Below are 15,062 nucleotides of genomic sequence, written 5' to 3' on the forward strand. Positions count from 1 at the left end.
CTCCCCCGCCGCGATGCCGGCCGCCCCACCGCCCGCTTCGGCTCCCTCGGGGATCGGCGCCGGCCTGCCGGCCTGGCCGCAGGTCGATCACGCCAAGTTCGGCCCGGTGCGGCGGGAGGCCCTGTCGCGCATCCAGCAGATCTCCGGCCAGGCGCTGACCCGCAACTGGCTGACGATCCCGCACGTCACCAATTTCGACCACGCCGACGTCACCGAGACCGAGGCGCTGCGGCGCGAATTGAACGGCGCCGGCCGGCCGGGCGCCCACAAGGTCACGATGGTGGCGATCCTGATCAAGGCCGCCGCCGTCGCGCTGCGGGCCTATCCGCGCTTCAACGCGGCCCTCGACGGCGACGCCCTGATCCTGAAGGATTCCATCCATGTCGGCTTCGCGGTCGACACGCCGCGGGGCCTCCTGGTGCCGGTGGTGCGCGATTGCGACCGCAAGGGCCTCGTCGAGATCGCCCAGGAGATGGGGGAGCTCGCCGAGCAGGCCCGCTCCGGCACCCTGCCCCCGGCCGCGATGCAGGGCGGCGGCTTCTCGGTCTCCTCGCTCGGCGGCATCGGCGGCGACGGCTTCACGCCGATCATCAACGCGCCCGAGGTGGCGATCCTGGGGGCCGCGCGCTCGCGCATCGAGCCGGTCTGGGACGGCAGCACCTTCCAGCCGCGGCTCATCCTGCCCCTGAGCCTGTCCTGGGACCACCGCGCGGTGGACGGCGCGGCGGCGGCCCGCTTCCTCTCCCACCTCGCCGCGGTGCTCACCGACCTGCGCCGGGGCGCCCTGTGATCCGGGCGGCCGCCCCGGCCGATCACCAGGCCCTGGCGCGGCTGTTCGAGGAGATGCAGGCCTATTACGCCGTGCCGTGCCCGCCTCACGCGGAGATCGAGGCGGCGCTGGCCGGGCGCCCGGCCGGCACCGAGATCCTGGTGGCGGAGGAGAACGGGGCACAGAATGGCGGAGTCCTCGCCGGCTTCGCGGCCTTCTCGGCGATCTATCCCGGCCCCGGCTTGCGCGGCGGCCTGTTCCTGAAGGAGCTGTTCGTCGGCGCCGCCCATCGCGGCGCCGGCCACGGCCGCGCGCTGGTGCAGGCGGTGGCGCGAGAAGCCGTGGCGCGCGGGCTGAAGCGCGTCGACTGGACGGCAGATGCCGGCAAGCCGGAGCTTCTCGCGTTCTACGAGGGACTCGGCGCGGCACAGAAGCCCGACAAAGTGTTCTTCCGGCTCGACGGAGAGGCGCTGATGACGCTCGGCGGACCGGAGTGAGGCTAGGAGCGGAGCGGCAATCCCGATGAACGCGGGGGACAGGGCACCGTCTCGTCCGACGTCAGGTCGTCGATCCTGTCCGCATGGGCCGGAACGCCACCAGAACCCGGCCCGCCTCGTCCAGCAACCGTCTCGTCTCCGCTAGGGTATCCTGCAGGGCGGCCCCCTGCTCCTGCAGGGCCATCTGCAAGGCGTGGGAGCGTAACAGCGCCTGTGCCGCCGCGTCGCGCCGTCCTCTCAACTCGTCCGCGATCCGCTGCGTGTCGACCGAGGTCGGCGGGAGCGTCGACGTCCGCCCACGGCCCAGGTACTCGGCGAACGGCAGATCGAGCAGGGTCTTTCCGGCGGCGTTCGCGATCTTGAACCCGTACTGCCAGGGATTGGCCTTCTGCCGCGGCAGATCGACAGTCATCGCCCCGATCGTGTCGAGGACATCGAGGTAAGCCGCCTCCAGGCTGTCGAATTCGGACCCGACCTCGTCTTCGTTCAATCCGTTCGGGGTCCGCAGGTGGAAGTAGAAATGCGGCATGGGAGAGCATCCGCTCGCACCAGAATTCGCCGATCCGACGACTGACCGTGCGATGAAGATCTATGTCACGGGCCACGCCTCGGGCCAACGCGGAAAAAGGGCCTAACCGGCTAAATTGCGCTCAGTACAGCAGCGGAGGCCTGCGATCGACGAATGCGGAGTTCGGCCGATCGCATCCCCTGGCGGCTGCGCAGACCCTGGGGTCAACCGTTCGGGTGTCCTCGATCGGCGAGAGCGGCCCGCTTGTCCGGGGCGCGGCTCCGGCTGCACGGATCGGCCTGCCGCACACGCCTCCGGACCGCCGGACGCCGCGTTGCCGCCGCCCGCGCCCGGGTCTAAACTCTTCCGATGGACGAGAGCGATGCCCTCCTCGCCGCACTCCACCGGACGGCCGAGCCCGCGGCGGCCCGGGCCGTGGAGCACCTGCTCCGGCACGGAGCCGATGCGGAGCTGGCACGGATCAACGCCGTGCATCTCGCGGCGGAATCAGGTCTCGACGACGAGCCGGTGATCGCCGCGCTCCTGCACGGCGCGCGGCTCGGCCTCCTCGAGATGGCCTGGAACGTGCTGTGCCCGAGCTGCGGCGGCGTGATCGAGGCGCCGGCGAGCCTGCGCGGCGTCCGGTCGTCCGGCTATCACTGCGCCTTCTGCGCCCTCGACAGCGAGCCGGTCCTCGACGACACGGTGGAGGTGACGTTCACGGTGAGCCCGCGGATCCGGCGCATCGCCGCGCACGATCCCGACGGGCTCGGCTTCTGGGATTACCAGCGCCAGGTCTTCTTCGGTTCCGGCCTCGCCTTTCCGGAGCCGGCGGACCTCGCCGCGCTGGCGCAGCGGGCGCTCGTCGAAACGGTCGAGCTGCGCGCCGGCGAGCGGATGATCCTGGCGTTGCAGCTCGGGCCCGAGCCGCTGATCGTGCTCGATCCCGTCACCCACGCTGCCCACAACCTCGCGGTCGAGGGCGAGCCGACGCAGGAGCGCCAGGACCTCGCCCTGGTCTTCGACGCCGCAAGGGCGAGCGCCGGGTACAGCACCGTCCGGCCCGGCCCCTTGCGCCTCTCCCTCGACAACCGGACCGGCGGGCGGGTGCTGCCGGCGGTCTTCCGCGTCGGGCCGGATCTCGAGGCGCTGCTCGGTGGGCGGAGGCCTTTCCTCACCGCCAAGCGGCTCCTCAGCAACCAGACCTTCCGCGATCTCTACCGCACCGACACGCTCGACATCGACCAGCGGCTCAAGATCCTGAGCCTGACCTTCCTGTTCACCGACCTGAAGGGCTCGACCGAGCTCTACGCCCGGGTCGGCGACCTCGTCGCCTACGACCTGGTGCGGGCGCATTTCCGCATCCTGCACGAGATCGTCGCCGCCGAGGGCGGGGCGGTGGTCAAGACGATCGGCGACGCCGTGATGGCGACCTTCCCTGCACCGCACCGGGCGGTGGCGGCGGCGCTCCGCATGCGGGCGGCGATGCAGGCCCTGAACGCCGAGCGCGGGGCCGACGATCTCGTGCTCAAGATCGGGCTGCACGAGGGGCCGTGCCTCGCGGTGAGCCTCAACGACCGCCAGGATTATTTCGGGCAGACCGTGAACGTGGCGGCGCGGGTGCAGCAGCTGGCGGCGGCCGGCGGCATCTTCGCCACCGACGCTGTCCTGCGCCACGCGGAGGCCGCGCGCTGCCTGACCGAGAACGGCATCACGGCCCGGGCCGAGCTGCGGAGCTTGCGCGGAATCGGCGAGCCGGTGCCGGTGCAGGAACTCATTTGAGACGCGTCACCTGAGGTCCGGCGGGACGCCGTGATCGATCAGCCCGAGGCGCGGCACCACCGTGCCGGGGCGCAAGATCGCGCCGGGGGCCACGACGGCATTCGCCCCGAGCCGCGCCCCGTCGCCGACGAGGGCGCCGAACTTAGGCAGGCCCGTCTCGATCACGTCACCCTCGTGCCGGAACGCCACCGTGGCGCCGGGCCACTCGTTGCGATGGTTGGCGATGACCGCCCCGGCCTCGAGGTTGACGCCCCGGCCGATCACGCTCTCGCCGACGAAGTTGAGATGGGCGAGCGCCGTGCCGGCGAACAGGAACGAGGCCTTGAGCTCCGCGCCCGGCCCGATCGTGCAGGCCTCCTCCAGCCAGGCGCCGCCCCGCAGGGTCGCGCCGTGGCCGATGAAACAGCGCGGCCCGACGACGAGCGGGCCCTTGAGCACCGCGCCGGGCTCGATTCGGGCGCTGCGATGCACCGCGACCTCGTCGGCGACGCAGAAATCCGCGCCGAGCCGGTCGAGGAGCCGGCGGACGACCGCCGGTGCCGCCGCGGTGAGCGCCCAGGGCGTCTCGTTCACGAGATCGGCGAGGGCGCACTCCGAAAAGGCTGGGATGTGGCGGAGGAGCAGGCTCATGGCGGTCCCGGCCGAATGGCGTCAGGTCAGGGTCAGTCGCAGACGCGGACCCGGCGGATGTAGACGTCGCCGAATTCGTCCACCATCCGGCGGCGGACGGTGTAGCAATCCGGGCCGTAGGCCGGGGCGTAGCCGCCATAGACCGGCGTGTAGCCGTAGGCCGGGGCGGGGGCATAGCCGTAGCCGTAGGCCGGGCGCGCGCCGGCGGCGATCGCGCTGCCGAGGGCGAGGCCGCCGACCGCGCCGAGGGCGAAGGCCGGTCCGGCCCGCCAGCGCGCCTCGGCCGGCGCGGCGCCGGCCAGGGTCACGCTCGCCAAGGTCGCCGCGGCCACGCAGACGGATGCGATGCGCTTCATGGCAGATCCCCATGACGTTGGAAGGTGAGGACGATGTCCCGAGCAACCCGGAGCCGATCGCGGCTCGTCCGTGCTCGATGTCCTCAAATTCGCACCGTCACGCTGAATGCCGGCTGAAGCTTGGGCGCAGGATTCCTTCAGGCTGACGCGCGAGCAGGCTCAGGTCGCGTCGGCGGCGGGCTTCGCCTGGACGATGCGGTGGCCCGAGACCTCGGCGCCGGCCTCCGGGGCGAGGCGGCGGAACGAGAAGGTCGAGAGCCCGGAGACGATCGCCACCGCCAGGAAGGCGGGCCAGAAATCCTCCGCCCGGATCTCGGTGCGGCCGTGCCACTCGGCGGCCGACTGGAGCGCGAAGGCCCCGAAGGCGACCCCGATGCTCAAGGACAGTTGCTGCGCCACGCTGGCGAGGCTCGTCGCCGCGCTCATGTCGCGCGGATCGACGTCGGCATAGGCGATGGCGTTGACGGCGGTGAATTGCAGCGAGCGGAAGCAGCCGCCGATCAGCAGCACCGCGATGATGAGGGCGTGCGGCGTGCCCGCGGTGAACAGGCCGTTGAGCGCGAGCAGGCCGGCGGCCACCACCGCGTTGAGGGTCAGCACCGCCCGGAAGCCGAAGGCGCGCAGGATGCGGGCGGCGATGGTCTTCATGAACAGCGCGCCGGCGGCGGCCGCGAAGGTGATGAGGCCGGAATGCAGCGGGTCGAGCCCGAAGCCGAGTTGCAGCATCAGGGGCAGCAGGAAGGGGATCGCCCCTGTGCCGATGCGAAACAGGCTGCCGCCGAGCACCGCCGCCCGGAAGGTCGGGTAGCCGAGGAGGTCGAGGCGGATCACCGGATGCGCGACCCGGCGGCTATGGGCGAGGTAGAGCCCGCATAGGATGAGGCCGGCGCCGGTGCAGGCCCAGGACAAAGCCTCCGGCAGGAGGTGGCGCCCGCTCGAGGCCAGGCCCAGCATCAGGCTCGCGAGCCCGACGCCCGACAGCACGAAGCCGACGAGGTCGAGAGGCGGGCGCGCCTCTTCCTTGATGTCCTGGAAGTAGCGGGTGGCGAGCAGGATGCCGGCGAGCCCGATCGGCAGGTTGATGAAGAAGATCCAGCGCCAGTGCAGCGTCGTGGTGATGAGGCCGCCGAGCGGCGGACCGATCACCGGGCCGACGAGGGCCGGGATGGTCAGCGTCGCGAGCGCCTGGACCAATTCGCCCTTCGGCACGCTACGCAGGAGCACGAGGCGCCCGACAGGCACCATCATCGCCCCGCCCATGCCCTGCAGGAAGCGGGCGGCGACGAACCAGCCCAGCGAATGCGCCGCCGCGCAGGCGAGCGAGCCGGCCATGAACACCGCGAGCGCCCAGCGGAACACCGTGCGGGCGCCGTAGCGGTCGGCGGCCCAGCCGCTGATCGGAATGAAGATCGCCAGGCTGACGAGGTAGGAGGTGAGCGCCAGCTTCAGGGCGATCGGGTCCTCGCCCATATCCGCGGCGATCGCCGGCAGCGACGTCGCGAGCACGGTCGAGTCCGTGTTCTCCATGAACAGGGCCGTGGCGACGACGAGAGGAACGATCCTGGCTTGGCGCATGGCGCCGTATCTAGCGCACGGTCACCATACCGGAAGCGCGAATCGGCGGGGGCTCGTCCGCGCGGCGCGCGGGGATGGGTGGCTTAACCCTCGATTTTACCCGGGTGTTATTGAAAGTAATTTTTATCCGGGTAAAAAGGCGTTGCACATCGAGCCGGGAGTTTCACCATGGGCGAGTCCTTTACCTACACCGCTTTCGAGGGTGGCCGACATCTGGCCACCGGCCCGGCCGCCGTCGTGGCCCTGGCGGTCAAACAAGCGGTCGCGCGGGGAGCCAGCCCGCTCGTCTTCGACGACAGCTCCGGTCGGCAGATCGACTTCGACCTGCGCGGCAGCGACTCCGAGGTGACGGCGCGGCTGGAGCCACCTGCCCGCGCGGCGGGACGCCCGAAGCTCGGGGTCGTCGCCCGCGAGGTCACCCTTCTGCCGAGGCACTGGGACTGGCTCGCCGCCCAACCCGGCGGCGCCTCGGTCGCCCTGCGCAAGCTCGTCGAGGCGGCCCGCAATGCCGGCGCGGGCGGGGAGCGGCAGCGCCTGGCTCAAGAAGCGGCAGACCGCTTCATGGGGGCGATGCTCGGCGACGCCCCCGGCTACGAGGAGGCGTCCCGCGCCCTCTACGCGGGCGATGCGGATCGCTTCCGAACCTTGAGCGAGGACTGGCCGGTGGATCTGCGCGACCATGCCCGCGGCCTGGCCGGTCCGGCCTTCGAGGCAATGTAGGCCTCACCCGCCGGCCGGATCCTGCCCATTTCCTCCAGGATGGGCTTGGAGGAGATGGGCTTGGAGGAAACGAGCCCGCCTCGGCGCCTCACTCCGCCGCGCGCCGGGGCGTCGAGACCTCCGCCACCGGCAGGGGGCCGTCGTCGGTCAGGGTCACGAAACGCCTTCCGTCATAGGCGAGGAGCGCCCCGGTCTCGATCTCGAAGAACCACCCGTGCAGCGAGAGCCCGCCCTTGGCGAGCGCCGCCGCCACGCTCGGATGGGTGCGCAGATGGGCGAGTTGCACCACCACGTTCTCGAGGGCGAGCGCCCGCAGGCGGTCCGTCGGGTCGATGTCGTCCGGATAGGCCTCGCAGACGATGCGCTCGGCGGCATGGCTGTGGCGCAGCCAGGCGGCGACGTTCGGCATCGCGGCGAGCGCGCCGGGCTGCATCAGCCCCTTCATGGCGCCGCAATCCGAGTGGCCGCAGACCACGATGTCGCGCACGCCGAGCGCCACCACCGCATACTCGATCGCCGAGGAGACGCCGCCGTTCATCTGCGAGAAGGGCGGCACGATGTTGCCGGCGTTGCGGCAGACGAACAGCTCGCCGGGGCCGGCCTGGGTGATGTGCTCGGGCGCGACCCGGGAATCGGCGCAGGCGATGATCAGGGCCTTCGGCTGCTGCCCGTCGCGCACGAGGCGCTCGTACATCCGCTGCTGGCCGGGGAAGACGCTGCCGCGGAAGGTGGAGATGCCCTGGATGATGCTGCTATCCACGGGGGGTCCTTAGATTGAAGAGGATATGAAGCTTTGCCGATCGAGCGCCTTCCTCCTGGGGAGGAGAGGCGGGACCTTACCGGCCGACCGCCCATCGGCCGCGCTCCACCCCGTTGCCCCGCTCCGCCACCATCGGCTGGCCCTGGATCTGCCCGGTGCCCGCCCGCTGCGACAGGTGCGAGCGGGGATCGTGGTAGGGATCGGAGACGTAGCTGCTCATGAAGCCGCCGCCGGCGGCCTGGCGGCTGCCCTCGCCGCCTTCGGCTTGCGCGGCGGCCGGCAGCATCAGGGCAGAGGCCAGGACGGTCATGACGACGATCGTCTTCATTGAGTGATCCTCTCTCGATCGAATATTTTTATAGACCAAACCGATCCGGTCCGGCGATGAACAGGAGGATGATTGAAGAAATCATCTTGCGATGTGCGGCCACGCACCCAAGGAAACTCCGAACAATAATCCCGCCTGCGATGCGGCCGCGTGCGGTTCCGCACGTCTGTGCTGGGTAAAGACACTCTCACGGCGGATGACCCGGGGCGCGGGCCCGTCCGCCCGCCCGGCTTGACCGCTCCGGCCCGCGCGGCCCATACCTCGCGCAACATCGAGGAGGCCCATGGTCACCATCGCGAGACGGCCCCCGGGCCTGCCCCCGCGCACCGGACCGGCGCGGCCCAAAGGCGCCCCCCTCTCCGGCGCCCCCTCCCCCCGGTCCCGTCGCCCGCTCTGATGGACCGCGATCCGATCGTCTTCGCCTGGCGCGCCGCCAAGCGCCGGCACGCCGCCGCCATCGCGGTCGCCCTCGGGCTCGGCGGCCCGCTGGTCGGGCTCGGGCTCCTCGCCCTGCGCGACCTCGTCGACGAGCTGCTGGCGCTCGCCGAGCCGGGACGCGGGCCGATCCACTTCCTCCACCTCGTGGTGCCGCTGCCGGAGCGCTGGGGCGGCCACGGCCTGGTGCTGGTGCGCGGCTGGCCGCTGCCGGAGAGCGCGCTCACCCTGTGGGCGCTGGGCTGCCTGATCGGCGTCGCCCTGGGTCTCGCCCTCCTCGGCTGGGGCGTGGCACGGCTCTGCGTGACGGCGCAGGGAGAGGCGGTGCGCCACCTGCGGGAACTCGCCGAGGACGCGATCCTGCGCTCGGGGCCGGCCGCCCGCGACGACGCGCGGGCGCTGGCCGGCCAGGTCGGGGCGGCGATCCGCGCCGCGGACGGGCTGCTCGCCGTCGGCATCCTGGTCCCGGCGCTGGCGGCCGGCGCCGTGCTGGTGGCGCTGGCGGTCGCGGCCGCCGTGGCGCCGCGCCTCGTCGCGGTGGCGGGCATCAGCCTCGTGGCGGCGGCGCTGGCGCGCCAGCTCCTCATCGCCCGCACCGAGCGCCGCGACGACCAGCGCCGCCTGGAGGGCGCCGCCCTGGAGCGCGGCCTCACCGACCTGGTGCGGCGCCTGCCGGCGGTGCGGGCCCACGGCACCACCGCCTTCGAGCATGCCCGCCTCGGCCACGTCGCCGAGCGGGCCCGCCGGGCGCTGACCGCGACCGAGGACGAGCTCTCCCGCGCCCGCGCCCCGGCGCTGGCCATCACGGTGCTGGTGCCGACGATCGTGCTCGCCGCGGCCCTCTGGCAGGGGCCGAATCCGGCGGCTCCCGTGAGCGCCGGCGGCCTGTCGGCGGTGCTGGGCGCGCTGGCCGTGGCATCGAGCGCCGTCGCCGCCTTCCTGCGCCAGAACCGGCGGCGGCGCGCCGCCCTGCCGGCCTTCCGGGAGATCGCCCGCGCCACCGCCTCGCTCGAGGCCCGCGCCCGGGCGCCGCGCCGGCTGCGCAGCCAGTCCGAGAGCCTGCCCGACGGCGGGCCGATCGTGCTCGCCAATGTCGCGGCCTACGATCCGGCCTCGGGCGAGCGGCTGATCGGCCTCGACCTCACCGTGCCGATGCCGGGCCACGTCGCGATCCTCGGCGACCGCGGCAGCGGCGGGCGGGTGCTGGCGGCGCTGATCGCCGGCCAGCTCGAACCCACCGCCGGGGCGGTCACCTATGCGGGCATCGACCTGCGCTCGGTCGAGCCGGCGGAGCGGGCCCGGCGCATCGCCTATGCGGGGGCCGAACCGGTGCTGATGGCCGGCACGCTCCTGCAGAACCTGCTCTACGGCGATCCGGCCTTCGCCGACGGATCGAGTCCGGACGCCAGCACGCCGCATGCCGGCGAACTGGAGGAGCGGCTGGTCGAGGCCCTGGCGGTCACCGGGCTCGACCGGCTGGTCTATGGCCGGGGCCTCGCCAGCGTGCTGCCGCGCCGACTCGACGCGGCGACCGCAACGGCGATCGTCGAGACGCGGGACGCCCTGCGCGCCGCGCTGACGGCGGACCACGCCGCCCACCTGATCGAGCCGTTCGACCCCGCCCGCTACAACCGCCAGGCGACGGTGGGCGAGAACATCCTGTTCGGGGCGCCGGTCGGCTCGGCCTTCTCGGAGGCGCGCCTCGCCGGCCATCCCTTCACCCGGGCGGTGCTGGAGGCCGAGGGCCTGACCCGGCCGATGACCGAGATGGGGCTCGCCATCGCCCGGGCCACCGTCGAGATCTTCTCCGACCTGCCGGACGACCACCCGCTCTTCGATGCCTTCTCGCTCTTCCCGGCCCGGGAGCGCGGCTTCTTCGAGGACCTGGTGGCGCGCCAGCCCGAGGCCTCCGGCTGGCGCCGCGGCCCCGCCGGCCAGCGCGACCGCGCCCGGCTGATCGGCCTGTGCCTGCGCTACAGCGAGACCCGGCACCGCTTCGGCCTGATCGACGAGGCGATGGAGGCGCGGCTCGTGGCGGCCAGGCGCACCTTCGCGGCGCTGCTGCCGGCCTCGCTCCAGGGCTCGGTGGAGTTCTACGACCCCGGCAAGGTCACCGCCGCGGCGAGCCTGGAGGAGAACCTGCTGTTCGGCCGCATCGCCGGCGCCGAGGCCGGGGCCGGGGCGCGGGTGCGCAGCCTGATGCAGGCGGTCCTGCGCGAGCGCGGCCTGGAGCGCAGCGTCTACCGTTTCGGCCTCGCCAGCCAGGTCGATCCGCGGGCGGCCGACAGCGGCTTAGGGGGGCGCGACGGCTTCACGCCGTCCGAGCGCATGGCGATCGACCTCGCCCGCTGCCTGGTGCGCCGGCCCGACATCCTGGTGGTGGGCCTCACTCTCGACGACCGCGGCGCGCCCGAGATCATGGCGGGGATCGCGCGGCTGCGGGCGGCCCGGGCCGGGCGCGGCCTCGTGGTCTGCCTGCCGGACGAGTGCCGGCCGGATCCGGACGCACCCTTCGACCTCGTGCTGCGGGCCGAGCGCAACACGGTGGTACCGGCCGGCCACACCGATCCTTCGGCGTCCCCCCCCGAGGTGGGACTTCCCGCGACGGCTGCGCTCGGGCAGGATGCTGCTCAATCCACAGGGCCGGTGCGCGAGCACACCCGCTTAACGACAGATTAGGCCGTCCGAGGGAACCTTCGTCTTGCGCTCATCGTTCGTGAGGCACATCTCTCGTGCACAGCCCACCATAGTGTCTTGCCGGACCGTCCGGCCGGAGCATCCGCCATGTGCGTCATCGCACATCCAACCCAGACAACCCCCATCACGGTCGCCGGCATGACAACGAGGGGTCCTCTCATGGAAGCCGGTCTGACGCTCCGGTTCTGGGGCGTCAGGGGGTCGACCTGTGCCTCCGGTCCGGAATTCGTGGAATTCGGCGGGCACACCCCCTGCGTCGAGGTCCGCTGCGGCGAGCGGCTGTTCGTGATCGATGCCGGCACCGGCATCAACGCGTTCGGCGCGCATCACCGCGACCGGCTGCCCCAGCGGGTCGACCTGCTCCTGAGCCACCTCCACCTCGACCATGTCGGCGGCCTGCCGTTCATGAAGCCGGCGGTGCTGGACCCCTCGCGCGAGATCCACACCTGGTGCGGCAACCTCGACGGCGCGAGCGCCGCCGAGCCCCTCGGCCGGCTGTTCTCGCCGCCGCTCTTCCCGATCACCCTCGACGTGCTGCCCGCCCGCTTCGTCCATCACGGCTTCAAGGCCGGCGAGAGCCTGACCTTCCCGGACGGCGCCGTCGTCGACACCATCCCCCTCGAGCATCCCCAGGGCGCCACCGGCTACCGTTTCCGCCACGGCGGCCGCAGCGCCTGCTACATCAGCGACCTGGAGCATTCCGAGCCCTGGCCCGATCCGGCCCTGCTCGACTTCGTGCGCGGCACCGACCTGGTGATCTACGACGGCATGTTCACGCAGGGCGAGTACCCGGCCTGCCGCGGCTGGGGCCACTCGACCTGGCAGAAGGGCGTCGAGCTGTGCCGCGCCGGCGGTGTCGGGCGCCTCGCCATCGTGCACCTCTATCCCCAGCACACCGACGCGCTGCTGCGCGACCTCGAGGGCCAGATGCAGGCCGACATGCCCGGCGCCTTCGTCGCCCGCGAGCGCCAGGAGATCACCTTCGCGGCGGTCGCGGCGGAAAGTTCGCGGCGCCGGCGGGTCGCGCGGGTCGCGGCCGTCGCTTAAGCAGATTTCGCAAAAGTGGCCGCCGGTTTTGCGACAAAAACCTGCGACAAAACAAGACGCTAAGCGGACGAAGCGTTGGCCTGCCAACGCAAGTCTGCTTAGAACGCCGCGGCGGCCCAGCCCGAGAGCAGCCCGGCGCCGAGCACCAGCACGAAGGCGGCGGCCCACAATTCGAGCACGCCGACCGCGATCGCCCCGCCCTGCCCGCGGCCGCCGGCGAGCCGGAGCGCCAGCGCCTTGGCGAAGACCGCGAGCGCCGCCAGAACCCCGGTGGTGAGCGCGGTGCCGAGCGCCATCGCGAGCGTCGCGGCGACGCCGGCCCACAGGATGCCCTGCGACAGGGCGAAGACCAGCACCAGGACCGCGCCGGCGCAGGGCCGGGTTCCGGCGGCCAGCACCACGCCGGCCTGCTCGCGCCAGCCCGCCAGACGTTCCACCCTGCTCCCGTCGGCGAGGCCCGCATGGCCGCAATCGGGCCCGCAGGCCGGCCCGGCCTCGCGGTTGAGAAGCCGGGCGAGCTGCCCGGCCTTGCGCCAGGTCACCGCCGCCCCGAGGAACGCCACGCAGGCGAAGCCCGCGGTCTCGATCACCGTGCCGGCCTGGTTGAGGCCGGCGGCGGTCAGGCGCAGCAGCACCGCGCCGCCGCCGACCAGCGCCAGGGCGACCACCGCCTGGAGGAGCGCCGCGAGCAGACTCAAGATGAAGCCGCGCTTCAGGGCGCGCTCGCCGGCCATCAGGTAGCCGGCGATCACCGCCTTGCCGTGGCCGGGCCCGGCGGCGTGCAGCACCCCGTAGGTGAAACCGAGGCCGATCAGGGTCAGGGTTCCGTCGCGCCCGGCCTTGACCGCCGACACCGCCGCCTGGAGCGCCCGGGAGAAGCCGGCCTGCATCGCGAGCAGCCAGGCGCCGAGGCTGGTGGCGCCGGTGGGCGCCGCCTCGCGAAAGCCGATGCCGAAGGGCGAGCGCGGCGGCGCCCGGAAGCCCGGCGCCAGGAGCCCGAGCAGGCCTGCGAGCACGAGGGCGGCGGCCAGGACCGCGAGCGCCGCCAGCCCTAAGCGCTGCAGGCTCCGGGAGGGCGGCGTGAGGCTGAGCGCGCTCAGCATGCGACGACGATCCGGTTGGCGAACTGCACCCCGTAGGTCGAGGCGGCGGTCATCGCCTCGAAGAACGCCTCCGACATGCCGGTCGCGGCGGGCGCCGGCGCGGCGCTCTTCGGCCGGTGGGCGGTGGCGCGGCAAGCGGACGGGGCGCCCTTGAGCGTCGCGAAGCCGTCGCCGTCGGCGAGGCTGAAGGCGACGAAGTAGGTCGGGTCGAAGACCTCGAGCGAGGCGGTCCCGGCGACCGGCGCCTTGAGCGGCAGGGTGAAGCGCAAGGTAAGCTGCCCGTCGGCGAAGGTCATCGCCGGATCGGCCGCCTTGCCGAGTTCCTGCTTGTGCCCGTTGATCTTCAGGAGCGTGAAATAGCCCTGCTCGTCGAGGTTCTCGGCATTGTCGCGGGCGAGCGCCGCCAGGGCCGCCGGGTTCACCGGCCCGGTCGGCGACTGGCCGAGGCCCTGGACCGCGAAGGCGGAATAGGTCGGGTCGAAGGTCCAGGCGTGGCGCACCGCCCGCAACGCCCCGTCCGGCCCGTAATCGAGCTCGGCCTTCGTGGTGATCCAGACATGCGGATGCGCGAGCGCCGGCGTCGCAGCCGTGAGCGCGGCCGCAGAGGCGAGGAATGCGAGGAGCGGGAGGCGATACGGGCGCGGCATGACGCTTCGTCCTTCGGCGGTGCTCGCCCCTCGTGGTGAACCGATGATGACGCGCGGCGCCGTCCGGTGCGCACTGGTCCCGCCGCATTGCGGCGGGAGCGGGGCGGGCGGCGCCGGTTTGCCCCTCCCCGCCTCTTCTGCCACTCCAGGCCGCACCACACTCGCAGGAGCGCCCCGGCATGAAGGATTTTCCGGCCGCCTACCAGGTCAGCGAGGGCTCGGCCCTGTCGGTCGACCGGCCGTTCTACGAGCGGATCGCCGCCGAGACCGGCGGGCGCACCCTCGTCGACGCGTTCACCATCCCGATCCGCACCGGGCGGGCCTGGAGCGTACCGGCAGGCCACGTCTTCCGGATCGTGGCGCCCGAGGGCCCGCAGGTCGGCGACCTCAACATCTGGAACCGGCACGACCCGCGCGAGCGGCTGTGGGCGGCGCGCACCCGCCAGCTCCAGGGCGCCCACGTCACCACCTTCGACCGGCTGTGGTCGACCCTGCCGTTCCTGCGTCCGCTGGTCACGATCACGGCCGATTCCCTCGCCCATTACGGCACCGACGAGTATGGCGGCCGGGTCCACGACCTGCTCGGCACCCGCTGCGACCCCTACGTCAACAAGCTGCTCACCGGACAGGATTTCCATTTCCACTGCCACTCGAACCTCGTCCGCGCGGTGATGCCGTTCGGCCTGACCGAGTTCGACGTGCACGACGTGCTCAACGTCTTCCAGGTCACCGGTCTCAACCACGACGATATGTACTTCATGCGCGACTGCCCGGCGCAGGCCGGCGACTTCCTCGAGTTCTTCGCGGAGATCGACCTGCTCTGCGCCCTCTCGACCTGCCCGGGCGGCGACCTCTCGGTGCCGCTCTGGGGACCCGACGCCCGCGACCCGATCGACGTCTGTCGGCCCTTGGGCGTCGAGATCTACCGGCTGGCGCCGGAACTGACGGAGGGCTGGCAGAGCCCGGCCGTCGCCCCCTATCGCGGCCAGCACGGGCTGCAGCCCGAGAAGGGCTGGTGGGACAAGGCTTAGATCTCAGCATCATTCGCCGAAGCGGTCACCGGTTCGGCCGCGAAAATGATGCAAAAACAAGGAGCTAAGCAGAGTTTCTCGTAACCGGGGCAAATTTGCGGGTTTTGGGTTTGCTCCGGCTGTCCCGATGTGATTCATCATTGGCATGGCGCAGCCTGATCCCGCTTCGGTCGAGAC

The 15,062-nt window shown here is 72.3% G+C and carries 15 protein-coding genes; 7 read left to right on the forward strand and 8 right to left on the reverse strand.

The features are described 5' to 3' along the window. Nucleotides 1–790, forward strand: a 790-nt coding sequence (locus ABZT49_RS02890; protein ID WP_355282779.1) for a 2-oxo acid dehydrogenase subunit E2, incomplete at its 5' end; no start/stop codon positions are given. 53 nt (nt 791–843) lie between these two features. Next, complete coding sequence (locus ABZT49_RS02895) at nt 844–1,266, forward strand: GNAT family N-acetyltransferase (protein WP_355282816.1); 423 nt, start codon at nt 844–846, stop codon at nt 1,264–1,266. 61 nt (nt 1,267–1,327) lie between these two features. Here the strand turns inward: ABZT49_RS02895 and ABZT49_RS02900 are convergent, their stop codons facing one another. Then, nucleotides 1,328–1,795 carry a DUF6894 family protein gene (locus ABZT49_RS02900; protein ID WP_355282782.1) on the reverse strand — a complete coding sequence of 156 codons (468 nt, stop codon included), beginning with the start codon at nt 1,793–1,795 and terminating at the stop codon, nt 1,328–1,330. 348 nt (nt 1,796–2,143) lie between these two features. Between ABZT49_RS02900 and ABZT49_RS02905 the strand changes: the two genes are divergently transcribed. After that, nucleotides 2,144–3,556 (forward strand): DUF5939 domain-containing protein, encoded by a 1,413-nt coding sequence (locus ABZT49_RS02905; RefSeq protein ID WP_355282785.1) that lies wholly within the window; start codon nt 2,144–2,146, stop codon nt 3,554–3,556. A gap of 6 nt (nt 3,557–3,562) precedes the next feature. Here the strand turns inward: ABZT49_RS02905 and ABZT49_RS02910 are convergent, their stop codons facing one another. The 3 genes from ABZT49_RS02910 to ABZT49_RS02920 all read right to left on the reverse strand — a co-directional run bounded on the left by ABZT49_RS02910 (nt 3,563) and on the right by ABZT49_RS02920 (nt 6,117). Then, the gene (locus ABZT49_RS02910) at nt 3,563–4,186 is read right to left on the reverse strand and encodes a DapH/DapD/GlmU-related protein (protein ID WP_355282787.1); all 624 of its coding nucleotides are present in this window, start codon (nt 4,184–4,186) and stop codon (nt 3,563–3,565) included. Nucleotides 4,187–4,218: 32 nt separating this feature from the next. Further along, the gene (locus ABZT49_RS02915) at nt 4,219–4,542 is read right to left on the reverse strand and encodes a hypothetical protein (protein ID WP_355282789.1); all 324 of its coding nucleotides are present in this window, start codon (nt 4,540–4,542) and stop codon (nt 4,219–4,221) included. Between the two features lie 159 nt (nt 4,543–4,701). After that, entirely contained in the window at nt 4,702–6,117 is a 1,416-nt protein-coding gene (locus ABZT49_RS02920) for a DHA2 family efflux MFS transporter permease subunit (RefSeq protein ID WP_355282792.1), read from the reverse strand. A gap of 168 nt (nt 6,118–6,285) precedes the next feature. Between ABZT49_RS02920 and ABZT49_RS02925 the strand changes: the two genes are divergently transcribed. Then, complete coding sequence (locus ABZT49_RS02925; protein WP_355282795.1) at nt 6,286–6,837, forward strand: DUF2239 family protein; 552 nt, start codon at nt 6,286–6,288, stop codon at nt 6,835–6,837. Nucleotides 6,838–6,925: 88 nt separating this feature from the next. Here ABZT49_RS02925 and ABZT49_RS02930 read toward each other — a convergent pair whose 3' ends face one another. Then, entirely contained in the window at nt 6,926–7,597 is a 672-nt protein-coding gene (locus tag ABZT49_RS02930) for a carbonic anhydrase (RefSeq protein WP_355282797.1), read from the reverse strand. A gap of 76 nt (nt 7,598–7,673) precedes the next feature. After that, entirely contained in the window at nt 7,674–7,925 is a 252-nt protein-coding gene (locus tag ABZT49_RS02935) for a hypothetical protein (protein ID WP_355282799.1), read from the reverse strand. A gap of 396 nt (nt 7,926–8,321) precedes the next feature. On the opposite strand from ABZT49_RS02935, the gene ABZT49_RS02940 reads away from it, so the two are divergent. Further along, on the forward strand, nt 8,322–11,039 hold the full coding sequence (locus ABZT49_RS02940; protein ID WP_355282802.1) for an ATP-binding cassette domain-containing protein: 2,718 nt from the start codon (nt 8,322–8,324) through the stop codon (nt 11,037–11,039). A 156-nt stretch (nt 11,040–11,195) separates the two neighbouring features. Further along, nucleotides 11,196–12,104, forward strand: coding sequence for an MBL fold metallo-hydrolase (locus ABZT49_RS02945; RefSeq protein WP_407943435.1), 909 nt, complete (start codon nt 11,196–11,198; stop codon nt 12,102–12,104). A gap of 98 nt (nt 12,105–12,202) precedes the next feature. On the opposite strand, the gene ABZT49_RS02950 is transcribed toward ABZT49_RS02945, so the two are convergent. Next, nucleotides 12,203–13,207 (reverse strand): nickel transporter, encoded by a 1,005-nt coding sequence (locus ABZT49_RS02950; protein ID WP_355282808.1) that lies wholly within the window; start codon nt 13,205–13,207, stop codon nt 12,203–12,205. Then, nucleotides 13,201–13,854 carry a DUF1007 family protein gene (locus tag ABZT49_RS02955; RefSeq protein WP_355282810.1) on the reverse strand — a complete coding sequence of 218 codons (654 nt, stop codon included), beginning with the start codon at nt 13,852–13,854 and terminating at the stop codon, nt 13,201–13,203. The genes ABZT49_RS02950 and ABZT49_RS02955 overlap by 7 nt, the downstream gene beginning before the upstream one ends. Nucleotides 13,855–14,033: 179 nt before the next feature. Here ABZT49_RS02955 and ABZT49_RS02960 point away from each other — a divergent pair, with 179 nt between their 5' ends. After that, complete coding sequence (locus tag ABZT49_RS02960; RefSeq protein ID WP_355282813.1) at nt 14,034–14,885, forward strand: DUF1989 domain-containing protein; 852 nt, start codon at nt 14,034–14,036, stop codon at nt 14,883–14,885. Nucleotides 14,886–15,062: the final 177 nt, after the last annotated feature.

The organism is Methylobacterium sp. EM32, assembly GCF_040593685.1.
Taxonomy (GTDB): Bacteria; Pseudomonadota; Alphaproteobacteria; order Rhizobiales; family Beijerinckiaceae; genus Methylobacterium.